This window comes from Leptolyngbya sp. FACHB-671 (genome assembly GCF_014695745.1).
Lineage (GTDB): Bacteria > Cyanobacteriota > Cyanobacteriia > Elainellales > Elainellaceae > JAAUTN01.
Genome location: NZ_JACJOV010000107.1, coordinates 25,795 through 40,480, shown reverse-complemented (window position 1 = coordinate 40,480; position 14,686 = coordinate 25,795). Strand labels below are relative to the sequence as shown.

Below are 14,686 nucleotides of genomic sequence, written 5' to 3'. Positions count from 1 at the left end.
ACTCAAGAGCAGACTGTTATCCCACTATTTGATTGGGCAACTCAAATCACCCACTCTTGCTATGAAATTGGGCTAAGCTGACCACCACATTTAGTACATCTGCGTAAGTCCTGTCACAGTTTAAATTCAAGGTTAAGGAGGTTCTTAAGAGATTCAAAGGAATGGAACTTGATAGTTTGCTGCAGCATCTACACAACATGAAGGATGCATTCAGTATGAGAATTGCGCTTTTATATACTCAGGGTCTAATTCTTAAATTAGTTAGTTTAATTGGGTGCTTGAGCGATCGCCTTTAACGCCGCAACGGGTAGTGTTGCCGCGATAAGAACTGTCAGCGATCGCACCAAATTAGGGGTTGCACAGTCTAAATTGGAAGGATATCGATCCCGTACTACACGAGGGTCATTTTTGCATTTTGAAGCAAGTAGCAGTCACCAAGCTAAATTGGAAACTAGGTAAAACAGGTCATGCGGCGTGAAAGTTTCACTTTTGTTGTTTTGGGCTTAGCACTGGCGGGGTTAGGCTACGGAATTGCTTATGATCTGGCTACTGCACAGCAATCCACCTCAATCTTCCGATCGTCCGAGCGTTCAGAGGCGATCGCCCGCATCGTTGATGTTAACAACGGTCGAGTGGCCCGCAAAAGAGTTAATGCTCAGGATTACCAACTCGTTGATGTCAACACAGACCTCTTTGCAGGCGACCTGATTTTGCCCGAAGGCAATGCTGTTGTTCTGGTTCAGTGCAACGAGTCTGGAACGGTCTGGCGAGTCCCAACAGGCAGCCCCTCCGGAGTAAGCAGCGGTTGTGCATCTCCCGATCGCTTCAACTTCGGTCCCAGATAACCCTAAAATAAATTTTTCTTTAGAATAATTTTTCTCAATAGCTCTCCCTTACTAGCCTTTGATACCCAACTCCTAGCCGCACTTCCTCCTATCTGACCAAATTGGGCGATGAGGAAATCGCTCTAAAGAGTTAGACTCTTGGGTTAGAGGATTCACCTGCCAGAACAGAGCAACACGGGAGATGAGCGATGCAGCAAACGGCTCTGCTTTGCCTGATTTTTGTTAGCCTGATCGTTACTGGATGTAGAGGGACACTACCGCCGATCGCCAGTCCAACCTGCTACGAAACCACCAACCTAGCGGATGAAAGTGGGCTCTATCCCGTTCGCCAAAACAACCAGGTCGGTTTTATCAATCGCAGCGGGTACACCGTCATTGAGCCTCAGTTTGACGAAGCCTGTGGATTTTCTGAAGGATTATCTCTGGCTGCTGCAAATGGCAAATGGGGCTACATTGACCGCACCGGGGAATTTGTCATCCAGCCTCAATACGATTACGCAGAGCATTTTGTTGGCGGCATCGCGTTTGTTGAAAAAGACGGTCAGTTTACCTACATTGACGCATCAGGGCAGCTAGTGGCTGAGGTCGCCGGACAGGTTTCTTACGAGGATGGCAGCCGCAACGCCACCTGGAAAGTACCCAGCACCTTTGTCGATCGCCGTTCTGGTAGAGAAGTTCGCAATCCGCAGCGAGAAGCAGAAGCGCGCGAAAGAGATTTTGTCCCCGCACCGCAGGTTGAGATTGACCAGTATGAGGGGTACAGCTACGCCTCTGAAGGGTTTATGGCAGTGCAGGTGAATGGTAAGTGGGGCTATATCGACCAGAGCGGAAAATTTATCATCGAGCCACAGTTCAGCAACTTTAGACCTTTTTCTGAGGGGCTGGTGGCCGTGCAGGTCGGCGACAAATGGGGATACATGAATCAGCAGGGAGAATTTGTGATTCAGCCTCAGTTTTCCGGTGTCAAAGATTTTTCTGAAGGGTTAGCAGCGGTGAGCTTGGATCCTAAACAGTCTGAGTGGGGATATATCAACCGTTCAGGAGACTTTGCGATCGCCCCCCAGTTTGACGGCTTTGCAGAAAACTTTGATGGCGGGCTAGCCCTAGTAAACCATGACAGCGTCGATTACTATATCGATCCTCATGGGCGCATCGTTTGGCAATCGACCAAAAGCTGGCTCGTGACCGCAATCCATTTTGTTCAAGATTTTTGGGCAATTCGGGCAGGGTAAGCAGGTGAAGGATAGATGGAATTCCAGGAATCTTTGAAAATTAACCTCCATTTCTCACTCCCAACCCTCAATTTCCACTCTCCAAACCTTAATCTCTAATCCTCAATTCCTAATACACCATTAAGATTGGAGTATGTGTGATTTAAATGTGAATTATGACTGCCAACGTTGAAATTTACACTTGGGCTTCTTGTCCTTTCTGCATTCGAGCTAAAGCACTGCTGAATAAGAAGGGAATTGAGTTTACCGAATACCCCATTGATGGTGATGAACAGGCGCGAGCAGTAATGGCTGAACGGGCTCACGGTAGACGTTCCTTGCCCCAAATCTTTATCAACGATCAGCACATTGGCGGCTGCGATGACCTGTATGCACTCAACTCTCGTGGCAAGCTAGATGATCTGCTAGCCGCATAAGAACTTGGACATAGCTGCTTTGGACATAGCTGCTTTGCGGTTTAATGTAGAGTTGCCCAAGTGCATCGCTGGAGAGTGGCTGCGTGAAATTTGCGTTTATTATTGACCCGATTCAAAAGCTTGATCCTGGTCACGACACCAGCGTGGCGCTCATGGAGGCAGCACAAACGCTGGGTCATGAGGTTTGGGTGACGGAGGCAAGATTGCTCAGCGTGACGGGTGGCAAGGCCTGGGCTGAGCTACAGCAAGTGCAGATCACTCCGGCGCAGTTGGTCGATGGACACTGGGTAGTGGAGTCAAACTGGTATCAGCTTGGCGATCGCACCCTCCTCTGCCTAGAGGAAATGGACGCCGTGTTCATGCGAACTGACCCGCCCGTGAATGTGCCCTACCTCTACGCCACCTACATTCTGGACTATGTGAATCCGGCAAAAACGCTGGTGGTTAATTCGCCTGCTGGACTGCGCCTGGCGAATGAAAAAATGTATGCGCTTCAGTTTGCTGATGTGATCCCTAAGACGATCGTGAGTCAAGATAAGCGGGTGATCCGGCAGTTTATTGAGCAACAGGGTGCGGCGGTAATTAAACCGCTGGGTGGTAAAGGCGGCGAGGGAATTTTGCTGATCGAACCAGGCGATCGCAACTTCAATTCTCTGGTCGAAATCAGCACCCAAAACCAGTACCCGATCATGGTGCAAACGTTTTTGCCAGAAGCCAAAGACGGTGACAAACGGGTGATTCTGCTAAACGGTGAGCCCATTGGTGCCGTGAATCGGATTCCGACGGGCAGTGAGTTTCGCGGCAACATGGCAGTGGGCGGACGGGTGGCTGCGGCAGAGGTTACTGAGCGCGATCGCCAAATTTGTAGCCTCTTAGCCCCTACGTTGCGGCGAGATGGCTTAATCTTTGTGGGAATTGATGTGATTGGGGGCTACCTAACTGAAGTAAATGTCACTAGCCCAACCGGAATCCGCGAAGTCGATCGGCTCAACAATGTGCGACTGGGTGAACAGGTGATTCGTTGGGTGGAACAGCAACCTGCAATCCGTTCAGTCTGAGAAGCGTTTGGGCGATCGCCCGTATCTGAAAGACCCGTATCTAAAAATACAGTTTCCCTCTGGTCTGTTTGTTTTAGTAGCTTCAGAGCGAGGGATCTCATTTCCAACTCAAAGGAGACTTGCATGAGCCGACTGCGCTATCCAAAGCCTGGAATTTATGGGATCAACCGGGGGATCAACCGGCGTAAATTTATTCAATATGGAGCAATGGCAGTGGGGGCAGGCGTGGTTGCTTCCTGTACTGGCAATCAGCCCGCCGCTGAAGAGGAGGAAGCAGCAGAATCTTCCGCCGCTGCCAGCCCTTCTCCTAGCGGTGAATTGACGTCCGTCACCTACGGCACCAACTGGTATGCTCAGGCAGAGCACGGCGGCTTCTATCAGGCGGTTGCTGCGGGCATTTATGAGGAGCATGGTCTGGATGTGACCATTCAAATGGGCGGTCCCCAAGTCAACGGCACGCAGCTATTGATGGGCGGTGCAGTCGATTTCTTCATGGGCTATACGGCAGATGCGATCAAGGCGATCGAGGAAGACATCCCCAAGGTCACGGTAGCGGCGATGTTCCAAAAAGACCCGCAAATCCTGATTGCTCACCCCGCCACGGGAGCCGAATCGCTAGAAGATTTAAAGGGCAGACCTGTCTTTGTTTCGGCAGCAGCAAACACCACCTACTGGCCGTTCCTGGTTGCACGCTACGGCTTCACCGAAGACCAAAAGCGTCCCTATAACTTCAACCCCGGTCCATTCTTAGCAGACAAGCAAGCGGCTCAGCAGGGTTACCTCAGTTCTGAACCGCTGGCGATCTCAAAGGAGGGCGGCTTTGAGCCAGTCGTATTCCTACTAGCAGATTACGGCTACGATCCTTATTCCACCACGATCGAAACGCGGCGAGAATTGGTTGAATCTGACCCAGATCTAGTGCAGCGATTTGTTGATGCGTCGATCAAGGGCTGGTATAGCTACTTTGAAGATCCGGCTCCGGGAAATGAGCTAATCAAGCAAGCTAACCCTGAAATGACCGACGAACAAATTGCCTACGGCATCGAAAAAATGCAGGAATACGGCATTGCCATTTCTGGTGAGGCAGAAACGCAAGGCATTGGCGCAATGACCGATGGGCGCTGGAAGTCTTTCTTTGACACGATGGCAGAGGCAGGCGTGTTTGACCCTAATACGGATTACAAGCAGGCTTACACACTGGACTTTGTCAACAAAGGCGCAGAAGCTTATCAGGCTTAAGGCTATTTGGGTTGGTACACGCACACTGCACTTTATTTGCATAAACGCTAATGACTCATCCTGCCATTACGCTCAGCGACATCACCAAGGTCTATTCCAATGGCACGGTGGCGCTACAGCACCTCAATTTGGCGATTGAGGAAGGACAGTTTATCAGCCTGGTTGGACCGTCTGGCTGCGGTAAAAGTACTGTACTGCGAATGATTGCAGGTTTAGGCAAGATGAGTTCGGGACAGATCGAATGGAGTAGTGGTCATTCCCAGCGCCAGCTTGCGTTTGTGTTTCAGGAAGCTGCTCTAATGCCCTGGGCAACGGTGCAAGACAATGTGCGATTGCCCTTGAAACTGGCGGGGGTTTCCTATTCTGCATCTAGGACGGCTGTAGCTGAAGCGCTGGAATTGGTTGACCTAACTGGCTTTGAGAAGTGTTACCCGCGTGAACTGTCAGGTGGGATGAAGATGCGGGTATCGATCGCCCGTGCCCTGGTGACAAAGCCAGAAGTATTGCTGATGGATGAGCCGTTTGGGGCGCTGGATGAGATGACTCGCAGCAGGCTCAACAGTGACTTGCTCGCTCTGTGGAGCCAAAAGCAATGGACGGTGATATTTGTCACCCACAACATTTATGAGGCAGTTTACCTGTCGAATCGGGTAATCGTGATGGCAGCACGTCCAGGGCGAGTTGTGGCAGATGTGCCGATCGCCGCTCCCTATCCCCGCACCGAAGAGTTTCGCCTCTCCCCCCTCTACGGTGAATACTGCCGCCAGATTTCTTCTGCCCTTTCCCAGGCTGCGAGTGGGCAAGATGTGGCGATCGCCAACCCTGACCGACGAGCTGCAGAATATGTCTAGTGGTAGATAGTAGACCGCAAGCAGGAAGACTGTCTTAACCCCTTACCTGCTAACTATCCTTCATCCTTCTTCCGTCCCCCTTTCTCCTTCCTCCATGCTGCTGCGCCAACTGACTGCCCTAATTCTGGAACTGCAAAATTTGTTGATGGGCCGCATCAACTTCACGGCAGGGAGCGATCGCCCCAATGGATCGATCCCTGCCCTTGCGGCTAAACCGATTGGCAAACTGGGAACTGCGGGGTTGTCAGGGATGCGGCAATTGCTTTCGCCCGATTTGCTGGCTCCGGTAGGGGTGGGCTTTTTGGTGCTGGCATTCTGGGAAATTGCGGTGCGAATGAGTGGCGTTCAGCCTTACCTGCTCCCAGGCCCACTGCTGGTGCTGCAAACGCTAATTAGCGAATGGGGAACGCTGTTTCCGTCGTTAGTGATCACGTTTCAAATTACCTTGGCTGCTTTCGTTGTAGCGGTGATTTCTGGACTGTTGGTGTCAGTTCTGTTTACCCAGAGCAAGTGGATTGAGCGCAGCTTCTTTCCCTACGCGGTGATTTTGCAAACGACCCCGGTGGTGGCGATCGCCCCACTGATCATTATTTGGGTCAGGCAGGTTGTACCGGGAGACAACAGCACCTTTGTGGCACTGGTAATTTGCGCTTGGATTGTGGCGCTGTTCCCCATCATCGCCAATACGACCCTGGGGTTGAATAGCGCTGACCACAACCTGATCAACCTGTTCCAGCTTTACAAAGCTTCCCGCTGGCAGACGTTGCTGCATCTGCGCTTGCCCAGCGCTATGCCCTACTTTTTGGGTGGATTGCGAATCAGCGGCGGGCTGGCTCTGATCGGCGCAGTGGTGGCAGAATTCGTTGCCGGAACGGGCGGTACCAAATCGGGGATCGCCTACCAAATCCTGATTTCCAGCTACAATCTACAGATTCCCCGGATGTTTGCTGCCCTACTGATGACTACTGGGTTGGGCGTGCTCATCTTTGTGCTGCTGACGCTGCTTTCTGACTTTTTGCTTGGCAAGTGGCACGAAAGCGCTGTTCGACGAGAAAATTGAGCATCTACCTGCGATGAAGATTCCTGGAGCGTCCCATTACTGGCTGAAGAATGCCCATGTTCCATCTACCCTGATTCAGCTAGCCGATGGGGAAACGCTTGGCGAATCGGAATTACTGAATCCAATTGAGCCGCTGCTGCTGCTAGATATTGAGATTCGGGACGGAATAATTCATTCGTTACAACAATCTGCAACCGTTCCAGATGAAATTCCCTCAGTCGATTTGCAGCGAGGAATGGTCTGGCCCTGCTTTGTGGATTTGCACACGCATTTGGATAAAGGCCATACCTGGGGGCGATCGCCCAACCTGGCAGGCACGTTTGATAGCGCCTTAGCTCTAGTAAGTAGCGATCGCGAGAAACACTGGGATGCCGAGGATGTCTATCGCCGTATGGAGTTTGGGCTAAAGTGCAGCTATGCTCACGGCACTCGTGCCCTGCGGACTCACATCGACTCTGCTAATGGACAGGCGAAAATCAGTCTGGAGGTCTTCAAAGCACTAAAAGCGGAATGGCAAGGTCGGCTAGAACTTCAGGCTGTTTCCCTGGTGCCGTTGGACTATTTCATGGGCGCAGAGGGAGAAGTATTGGCTGACCAGATCGCTGAAGCGGGAGGCTGTTTGGGCGGTTTGCCGCTGATGAACGAAGATTTAGAGCGGCAGATCGATCGGGTTTTTGAGTTAGCGGGCGATCGCCAGCTCAACCTCGACTTTCACACCGATGAAAGCGGCAACCCCGCCGACATTACCCTGCGCCACATTGCAGCGGCAACCCTGCGCCACGAATTCACCGGGCAGGTAGTTTGTGGTCACTGTTGTAGCCTCTCGGTGCAACCTGCCAAGGAAGTTCAGAAAACGATTGATCTAGTCAAGCAGGCGCGAATCGGAATCGTTAGCTTGCCGATGTGTAACCTTTACCTGCAAGACCGCAACCAGCAAACTTCTCAGCATTTCCTGTATGCCCCGCTAGAGCAGCAGCTTGCATTTAACTCCAAGTTTCCCAGTCGTACTCCACGCTGGCGAGGGGTAACGCTACTGCATGAGCTAAAGCACTCTGGCGTACCCACAGCGGTTGCCAGTGATAACTGCCGCGACCCATTTCACGCTTTTGGGGATCACGATGTGCTGGAGGTGTTTACCCAGTCTGCCAAGATTGCTCATTTTAATGCAGCCTATGGAGACTGGTGTACAGCGGTAACGACCACACCCGCAGACCTAATGGGTTTTCCAACCATTGGGCGGATCGGAACTGGGTTGCCCGCCGATTTGATTTTCTTTAGAGGGCGTTACTTTAGTGAATTGCTGTCGCGATCGCAGCATGATCGAGTCGTGTTACGACAGGGAAAGGCGATCGATACCGCTCTTCCTGACTACGCCGAACTGGATGACTTGCTGGTGAAATGACGGGACACTTAATTTAACTTGACTTTGTATACAGGAGGCTAGCGAGATGACTGCAACGGCTGCAACAGGGCGATCGCTTGATTGGGATGCATTAACCAGTGCCCTCAGCGGCATTGAAATAATTCGAGAACCGACTCAAGTAGCCAAACTCTCGCAAGACTACTACAGCTTTAGCCCAGTGTTGCAGGCGCAGTTGACGGGTAAAGTTGCCGACCTAGTGGTTCGCCCTGTTAACGAAGCCGAAGTGCTGCGCGTGGCGGAGGTTTGCGTGAAATTCAAACTACCGTTGACGGTTCGTGGAGCAGGCACCGGAAACTATGGGCAGTGCGTCCCCTTAGAAGGCGGCGTAATTCTTGATCTGAGCCGAATGCAGGCGGTTCGCTGGCTAAAACCTGGACTCGCCTGCGTTGAACCTGGCGTAAAACTAGCCGCACTTGACAAACAGGCACGGGAAACCGGCTGGGAAATTCGTATGACCCCTTCCACTTATCGGACTGCGACAATTGGGGGCTTTATTGGGGGTGGTAGTGGTGGCATCGGCTCGATCACCTATGGGCAACTGCGCGATCGCGGCAACCTGCACGCCGTTCGGGTCGTAACAATGGAAGACCAGCCTCGTGTGATCGAGCTACGCGGCGACGATGTACAGAAAGTGAACCATGCCTATGGTACCAACGGCATTATTACCGAGCTAGAAATTCCCCTTGGTCCGGCTTATCCCTGGGCAGAATACATCGTCAGCTTCTCCGATTTTATGAGCGCGGCCCGATTCGGTCAGGCGCTAGGCGACTCAGACGGCATCATTAAAAAATTAATCTGCATTTGTGCTGCCCCAATTCCTAACTACTTTGCTGCGCTGCGGAGCCATATTCCCGAAAATAGCCACTGTGCCCTGCTAGTCGTCTCAGAATCCTGCCGGGAACCCCTGACTGGACTAGTGCGGGAGTATGGTGGTGCATTCTGTTATGAGAAAGCCGCCAAGGATGCCAGCAAAGGGGTGACGCTGGTGGAATATTCCTGGAATCACACCACCCTCCACGCTCGTAGCGTTGACCCGTCTCTCACCTATTTGCAAACGCTGTTTCCGCCAGATAAGCAGCTCAAACTGGTAGAGCAGATGTATCACCACTTTGGCGACGAAGCAATGATGCATCTAGAATTCATCCGGGTGAATGGCTCCGTGCTTCCGGCGGCACTGCAAATTATTCGCTATTCCACTGCTGAACGGCTTCAAGAAATTATTCAATATCACGAGGAGCAGGGTGCGTTTATTGCCAATCCGCATACCTACGTTTTGGAGGATGGTGGCAGGAAAACCATTGATCCAGTGCAGCTTAAGTTTAAGGAAATGGTCGATCCCTACGGTTTGCTGAATCCGGGCAAAATGCGGGCATGGTTAGAGCGGTAGGGGTTGCTGGTAATGGGCTTCAATCAAAGGCAGATTGAATGTACTGCTGGAGGATAAGTCGATAGCCTGATACAACCAGGGGTTGTCCCAATTTGACAGGTCTGGAGATGATTGGACTGGTCTGCTGTGGAATTGTAATGGTTGAATCTTCAGCAGCAGTCGAGTTAGCTTGCTTGAAAATGGGAATGGGCGATCGCCCATAGCTCACCAGTGCCACATCAAATCGACAGGGCAACTCTGCCAACTCAGGTTGTTCTGCCAGAAATAGCTGGGCAGCCTGCCATAGTTTTGCCTGCTTTTTGGGCGTAATTGCTAACAACCCATTCGCATCCCAATTTCCCCGACCGCGAGCCTTAACTTCAACGAAGGCAAGCACCGGCTGAGATTGGAGAGGAGCGTTCTTAGATGTGGTTTTAGGAATTGGGGCGATCGCCCCTCTCGCCACTAGGTCTAACTCACCCCAGCGGCAGTGCCAGCGACGCTGCAAAATTTCCCAGCCTTGTCCAATCAGCCATTGCGCCACCAAGTCTTCTGCCAAAAAACCAATGGTTTGTGTAACTTTGCCGGGTTTGGCAGGTTGGGAAGCAGGATTGAGTGAAGAATTCACAAGGCAATTCAAAGAATGTAACGGTGACTGAAGTTTGCCCACTTCTACAACCCTGATCTGCAAATGGCACGACACATTCGGGTAGGATTGGGTTGAAATAAATCGACTTGAATTTTTATTCACGTTACCTTCAATTCGCATGATCAGGCTTTGTGATTTCTCCTGGACGCGATGCTGCCGATTTGCAGCGCGATGGTTTCCCAGTTTAGTAGGGTGGTGGGTACTGGTGGGGGCGATCGCCACCCTAAACCTTATATTTATTCCTCAAGCCCTAGCAGACAACTACAACAAAGAAAGCCTCATCGACGTTGACTTTTCTGGACGAGTCCTGACCGATTCCAGTTTTACCAAAGCCAACCTCCGCAGCAGCAACCTGAGCCACGCCGACCTGCGCGGCGTGAGCTTCTTTGGTGCAAATCTAGAAGACGTGAATCTGGAAGGAGCCAACCTGAGCTTTGCCACCCTCGACTCCGCCCGCCTAGTCGGCGCAAATTTAACAAACGCCATCTTAGAAGGCGCATTTGCCTTCAACGCCAAATTTGAGGGCGCAACCCTGGATGGAGCCGACTTTACCGACGTACTTTTGCGTCAAGACACCCAAGATAAACTCTGTGAAATGGCCACAGGCACTAACCCTGTAACCGGGCGAAATACCCGCGAGACACTGGATTGTTTCTAGGGGACAGGGGCTAGGGGCTGAGGCACAGGCAAGGAGTGCAACAACCCCTTGCTACCCACCGATGCGAAGCGCGTTATACCACTCATTCCCAATTCCTTGCAGAGGGGGTCTGGGGGACGTGCTTCGTCCCCCAGTAGGGGTTTGGGGGCAAAGCCCCTAAGAAGGTCTTGGCTAAAAACCGAAGACCTCGTGCATTGAAAGACATGGTTATAACAAAGGAATTTGGGAGAATCCGAGCCTTGGGGGTTTCCCCCAAACCCCCATTGGGGGACGCCCGCTTCCCCCAAACCCCCTCCGATTAGATTGGGATAGGGGGGCATAACGCGCTTCGCATCGGTAGGTAGCAAAGGGTTTGTTTGCTTGTAGTACAAAATTTAATTTGTGGCAGATTCCAGGGATTGGTAGAACTCTCCGACCCAGGGCACCTGGGCTAGATCTGCAAAGGTGGTTTGGCGTTCTTGCTGGTCAAGTTCTTCGATGCGCTGCTTTTCGGCGTAGATTTGCTGCTGGTAATACTGGCTGAGTTCACTTGCAACGGCACAGTCAGTTTTTTCCCATAGGCTGAGAAAATGGCGGCAGCGCTTTTCACAGATAACCCGCTCCATGCAGGCGGTTGCGGCTCGAACGACTAAAGGCGCACGTACAATGTCTCGCTGAGTTTTTTCATCCAAATGAAACAGCGGGTTGACCTGAGCTAAGCGATCGGGAAATTCGGTGAGGCGATCGCGCAATTGCCTAATCAAATCATCTGTAATGTCAGACTGCAGTTCCAAAATTTGCTGCCACAGAAACCGATGATGGGAAATGCTGAAATCAATATCGCGTTCTTCCAGGGCATCAATGATTAGAGCCCGGTAGTCGGGCAGATTCAGGTATAGCCGCAATAACTGCGCTTCTGATTCTTCTAGGAGAGTGCGATCGCCTGGAGTTTGCCACTTTTGCGATCGCCCATGCCACCGCTGCCCCCGCACCTGTGTTCGCAAATCTTCCTCTAGCCGCAGAGTGAGTCGCGCTTCCCCCCGACTCAGTAGTTCCGCACAGCGATGAATGTAATGGGTCCGCAGGGTTGCATTCGGCAAATTTCCTAGCAGCTTTACGATCGCCTGAGTGCTTTGCTGAAACTGATCTGCCTTACTTAAATCAGCATCCGCCAAGAGCTGCTGAATCTGCCAATCTAGCCATAGGGGTGACTCTGCCAACAGTGCTCGATAGTCATCGGCAGAATGGCTCTGAAGAAATTCGTCTGGATCTTTACCCTGAGGGATGTTCAATACCCGCAGTTGCACTTCCCCCTTATAGGCTAGGTCTGCAACTTCCCCGATCGCCCGCTCAGCCGCCTTCGCCCCCGCTGCATCTGCATCAAAGTTCAGCACCACCTGCTTTGACTCGGTGTAGCGCAACAGTAGCCGCACCTGCACCAAACTTAGAGCTGTTCCCAGAGAGGCCACCACATTGTTGATCCCTGCTGCGTGGAGGGCAATCACATCGAAATAGCCCTCCACCACCACAGCACAATCCTGCTTGGCGATCGTCCCTCGTGCCTTATCCAGCCCAAATAGCGTTTTGCCTTTGTCAAATAGCTCCGTTTCAGGAGAATTCAAGTATTTGGGCTGCTCATCGCTCAGCGTCCTGCCGCCAAACCCAATCACCCGTCCCTGAAGATCGTGAATCGGAATCATCAGGCGATCGCGAAACCGATCATAATATCCGCCCCCACCCTGCCGGGGAACGATCAGCCCCGCCTGCTCCACCAACTCCACCGGATAGTGCTTCTGCTCCACCAAATAGCCGTATAGCGTCTGCCAACCCGCCGGAGCATAGCCAAGCTGAAACTGTTGAATTGTTTCCTCGCTCAGCCGTCGTGCCTCCCGCAAATAGGTCAAGGCTGCTTCACCCTGAGCCTGATGCAGTGCATGTTCATAAAATCGGGCTGTCAGTGCCAAAATCTCGTAAAGCTGATCTCGCAGTGAAAGCTGCCGCTGTAGCTCCTGTCGTTGAGCAGGCTCCAGCGTTTGCACTGATACCTGATAGCGCCGCGCCAGATCCAGCACCACATCACTAAACGAGCGCTTCCCAAACTCCATCAAAAACTTAATCGCATTTCCCCCCGCCCCACAGCTAAAGCAGTAATAAAACTGTTTGCCAGGGCTGACGCTAAAGCTGGGTGACTTATCATCATGAAACGGACATAGTCCCGTAAAGTCCTTCCCCCGCTTTCGTAGCACCACATGCTCTGAGACAACATCGACAATGTCAACTCGTTGCTTGACCTGCTCAACCGTGTCGGGATGTAAACGGGGAACGTCCATTAGCACCAGAGCAAAAATGACTCCCTACATTGTCAGACCTAAAAGCCAAAGGGTAAAGAGCAAAATCAAACTCCTCACCCAACCCTCAATCCCCAGCTCCTAATCCCCAATCCCCAGTTTTAACTGGTATCTTGAGCCATTAAGCGCTTAAATAGGCACAGTCAAAGGACACTACTTAGCACATGGGACGAATTTTCATTTCAGCCGCTCACGGTGGGCTAGAAAATGGCTCGACCGACCCCGGCACCGTTGCAGGTGGCACCACAGAAGCCAGAGAAATGATCTTGACTCGCGACCTGATTGCCACTGAGTTGCGATCGCGCAATTTTGAAGTGTTGACCGTTCCTGACAACCTCAGTGCCACAGAAACAATCGCCTGGATCAATGCGCGAGGGCGAAGAGACGATGTCGCCTTAGAAATTGGCATGGACGGTTCTCCAAATCCCTCCTTGCGTGGAGCCAGTGCCTATCACATCGCCAACAACGACCAGCGCAAAGCCCATGCCGAACTGCTGCTGTTAGCGCTATTGCGGCGTGTCCCTCAATTGCCTAGTCGAGGAGCCCGACCCGACACCGCTACAGGATTGGGCAATCTACCCTTCTGTCGCCAGCTTGTTCCGCCTTCGCTGCTGCTAGAAGTCGGCTTCCTCACCAATCCAGACGATCGCCTGCTATTGCAAAACCGCCGTCGTGACTTCGCCATCGGCATTGCAGACGGTCTTGCCGCCTGGAGTCGTGCAGTGGCAGGTACCTCTCCATCCCCGTCTCCCTCCCCAACCTACACCTCCACCGATATCAACATCAATGGAGGCATCTATGATGAGCAAGGAGTCATCGTCAGCGGCAATGCCTACATCCCCATTGATCTAGTCGATCGGTTGAATATAGACCTGTCAAACTCACCAGGTATTAACCGTATCAGTTACCGTAATGTCGTCTACATTAAGGCAATTGATCTCCGCGAATTTAATATCTCTGTAAGTTGGGATAGTGCCTCTCGCACGGTCATCCTGCGGTCGTCAGCATCGGTTTGCCCAGGACTCGTCGATCGCATCATGGGACGTGGTTCCACGTCTGAAGTGCAGCTCATGATGTTTCTTAAGACCAACAACGAGAATGCTTTAACCCAGTTTCCCGACTTACCCAAGCTTTATCGTGAAGAAGCCAGTATTGAAGGCGTTAACTACGATGTAGCCTTCTCACAGATGTGTATTGAAACAGGGTTTTTACAGTTTGGTGGCGCTCTAAAACCGTCCCAAAACAACTTCGGTGGCTTAGGCAGTGCAATCGTGGAAGAGGAAACAGCCTCCTTTCCTAGCGCCAGAATTGGAGTTAGGGCCCACATTCAGCACCTCAAAGCCTATGCCAGCACAGAACCACTCGTGCAAGAACTAGTTGACCCAAGGTTCCGTTTTGTTAGGCGCGGCATTGCGCCCCTCGTCAATCAACTCAGCGGGCGCTGGTCAGCAGATGCTCAATATGGGGAGAAGATTGTGTCGATCGTCCGACGGCTATACGAGTCAGCAGGTCTACTCTAAAGGCGTCTAGTCTAATTCAGCATCGACAAGGCTATCTTGCAT

At 51.9% G+C, this 14,686-nt stretch carries 13 protein-coding genes; 11 read left to right on the top strand and 2 right to left on the bottom strand.

The genetic code is table 11. The annotated features are described in order from the left end of the window. The first annotated feature begins 467 nt into the window (after window positions 1-467). The 9 genes from H6F93_RS14620 (at window position 468) to H6F93_RS14580 (ending at window position 9,511) form a co-directional block, all read left to right on the top strand. Window positions 468-845 (top strand): hypothetical protein, encoded by a 378-nt coding sequence (locus tag H6F93_RS14620; RefSeq protein ID WP_190681912.1) that lies wholly within the window; start codon window positions 468-470, stop codon window positions 843-845. 188 nt (window positions 846-1,033) lie between these two features. After that, window positions 1,034-2,077: a WG repeat-containing protein gene (locus tag H6F93_RS14615; RefSeq protein WP_190641481.1), complete on the top strand. Its 1,044-nt coding sequence runs from the start codon at window positions 1,034-1,036 to the stop codon at window positions 2,075-2,077. A gap of 155 nt (window positions 2,078-2,232) precedes the next feature. Beyond that, on the top strand, window positions 2,233-2,493 hold the full coding sequence (grxC, locus tag H6F93_RS14610; RefSeq protein WP_190681909.1) for a glutaredoxin 3: 261 nt from the start codon (window positions 2,233-2,235) through the stop codon (window positions 2,491-2,493). Between the two features lie 83 nt (window positions 2,494-2,576). Beyond that, the gene (gene gshB, locus H6F93_RS14605; RefSeq protein ID WP_190681906.1) at window positions 2,577-3,551 is read left to right on the top strand and encodes a glutathione synthase; all 975 of its coding nucleotides are present in this window, start codon (window positions 2,577-2,579) and stop codon (window positions 3,549-3,551) included. Between the two features lie 123 nt (window positions 3,552-3,674). Next, on the top strand, window positions 3,675-4,790 hold the full coding sequence (locus H6F93_RS14600; RefSeq protein WP_190681903.1) for an ABC transporter substrate-binding protein: 1,116 nt from the start codon (window positions 3,675-3,677) through the stop codon (window positions 4,788-4,790). 50 nt (window positions 4,791-4,840) lie between these two features. Further along, window positions 4,841-5,641: an ABC transporter ATP-binding protein gene (locus tag H6F93_RS14595; RefSeq protein WP_190641477.1), complete on the top strand. Its 801-nt coding sequence runs from the start codon at window positions 4,841-4,843 to the stop codon at window positions 5,639-5,641. 94 nt (window positions 5,642-5,735) lie between these two features. Continuing rightward, entirely contained in the window at window positions 5,736-6,701 is a 966-nt protein-coding gene (locus H6F93_RS14590; protein ID WP_242042457.1) for an ABC transporter permease, read from the top strand. Between the two features lie 13 nt (window positions 6,702-6,714). Further along, window positions 6,715-8,103: a cytosine deaminase gene (locus H6F93_RS14585; RefSeq protein WP_190681918.1), complete on the top strand. Its 1,389-nt coding sequence runs from the start codon at window positions 6,715-6,717 to the stop codon at window positions 8,101-8,103. 46 nt (window positions 8,104-8,149) lie between these two features. Beyond that, complete coding sequence (locus tag H6F93_RS14580) at window positions 8,150-9,511, top strand: FAD-binding oxidoreductase (RefSeq protein WP_190681901.1); 1,362 nt, start codon at window positions 8,150-8,152, stop codon at window positions 9,509-9,511. Between the two features lie 19 nt (window positions 9,512-9,530). On the opposite strand, the gene H6F93_RS14575 is transcribed toward H6F93_RS14580, so the two are convergent. Continuing rightward, on the bottom strand, window positions 9,531-10,118 hold the full coding sequence (locus H6F93_RS14575; protein WP_347277296.1) for a YraN family protein: 588 nt from the start codon (window positions 10,116-10,118) through the stop codon (window positions 9,531-9,533). A gap of 139 nt (window positions 10,119-10,257) precedes the next feature. Here H6F93_RS14575 and H6F93_RS14570 point away from each other — a divergent pair, with 139 nt between their 5' ends. Beyond that, a complete protein-coding gene (locus tag H6F93_RS14570) occupies window positions 10,258-10,797 on the top strand; it encodes a pentapeptide repeat-containing protein (RefSeq protein ID WP_190681895.1) in 540 nt (179 codons plus the stop codon). Window positions 10,798-11,171: 374 nt separating this feature from the next. Here H6F93_RS14570 and dnaG read toward each other — a convergent pair whose 3' ends face one another. Next, the gene (gene dnaG, locus H6F93_RS14565; RefSeq protein WP_190681892.1) at window positions 11,172-13,106 is read right to left on the bottom strand and encodes a DNA primase; all 1,935 of its coding nucleotides are present in this window, start codon (window positions 13,104-13,106) and stop codon (window positions 11,172-11,174) included. Window positions 13,107-13,288: 182 nt separating this feature from the next. Here dnaG and tftA point away from each other — a divergent pair, with 182 nt between their 5' ends. Beyond that, a complete protein-coding gene (gene tftA, locus H6F93_RS14560; protein ID WP_190681889.1) occupies window positions 13,289-14,644 on the top strand; it encodes a hormogonium tapered terminus morphoprotein TftA in 1,356 nt (451 codons plus the stop codon). Window positions 14,645-14,686 lie beyond the last annotated feature (42 nt).

What these genes read in the sequence shown, in the direction of transcription:
- H6F93_RS14595 (WP_190641477.1), top strand. Translation starts at nt 4,841, where the DNA reads ATGACTCATCCTGCCATTACGCTCAGCGACATCACCAAGGTCTATTCC.
- H6F93_RS14620 (WP_190681912.1), top strand. Translation starts at nt 468, where the DNA reads ATGCGGCGTGAAAGTTTCACTTTTGTTGTTTTGGGCTTAGCACTGGCG.
- tftA (WP_190681889.1), top strand. Translation starts at nt 13,289, where the DNA reads ATGGGACGAATTTTCATTTCAGCCGCTCACGGTGGGCTAGAAAATGGC.
- dnaG (WP_190681892.1), bottom strand. Translation starts at nt 13,106, where the DNA reads ATGGACGTTCCCCGTTTACATCCCGACACGGTTGAGCAGGTCAAGCAA.
- H6F93_RS14585 (WP_190681918.1), top strand. Translation starts at nt 6,715, where the DNA reads ATGAAGATTCCTGGAGCGTCCCATTACTGGCTGAAGAATGCCCATGTT.
- H6F93_RS14580 (WP_190681901.1), top strand. Translation starts at nt 8,150, where the DNA reads ATGACTGCAACGGCTGCAACAGGGCGATCGCTTGATTGGGATGCATTA.
- H6F93_RS14615 (WP_190641481.1), top strand. Translation starts at nt 1,034, where the DNA reads ATGCAGCAAACGGCTCTGCTTTGCCTGATTTTTGTTAGCCTGATCGTT.
- H6F93_RS14570 (WP_190681895.1), top strand. Translation starts at nt 10,258, where the DNA reads ATGATCAGGCTTTGTGATTTCTCCTGGACGCGATGCTGCCGATTTGCA.
- H6F93_RS14600 (WP_190681903.1), top strand. Translation starts at nt 3,675, where the DNA reads ATGAGCCGACTGCGCTATCCAAAGCCTGGAATTTATGGGATCAACCGG.
- H6F93_RS14590 (WP_242042457.1), top strand. Translation starts at nt 5,736, where the DNA reads ATGCTGCTGCGCCAACTGACTGCCCTAATTCTGGAACTGCAAAATTTG.
- grxC (WP_190681909.1), top strand. Translation starts at nt 2,233, where the DNA reads ATGACTGCCAACGTTGAAATTTACACTTGGGCTTCTTGTCCTTTCTGC.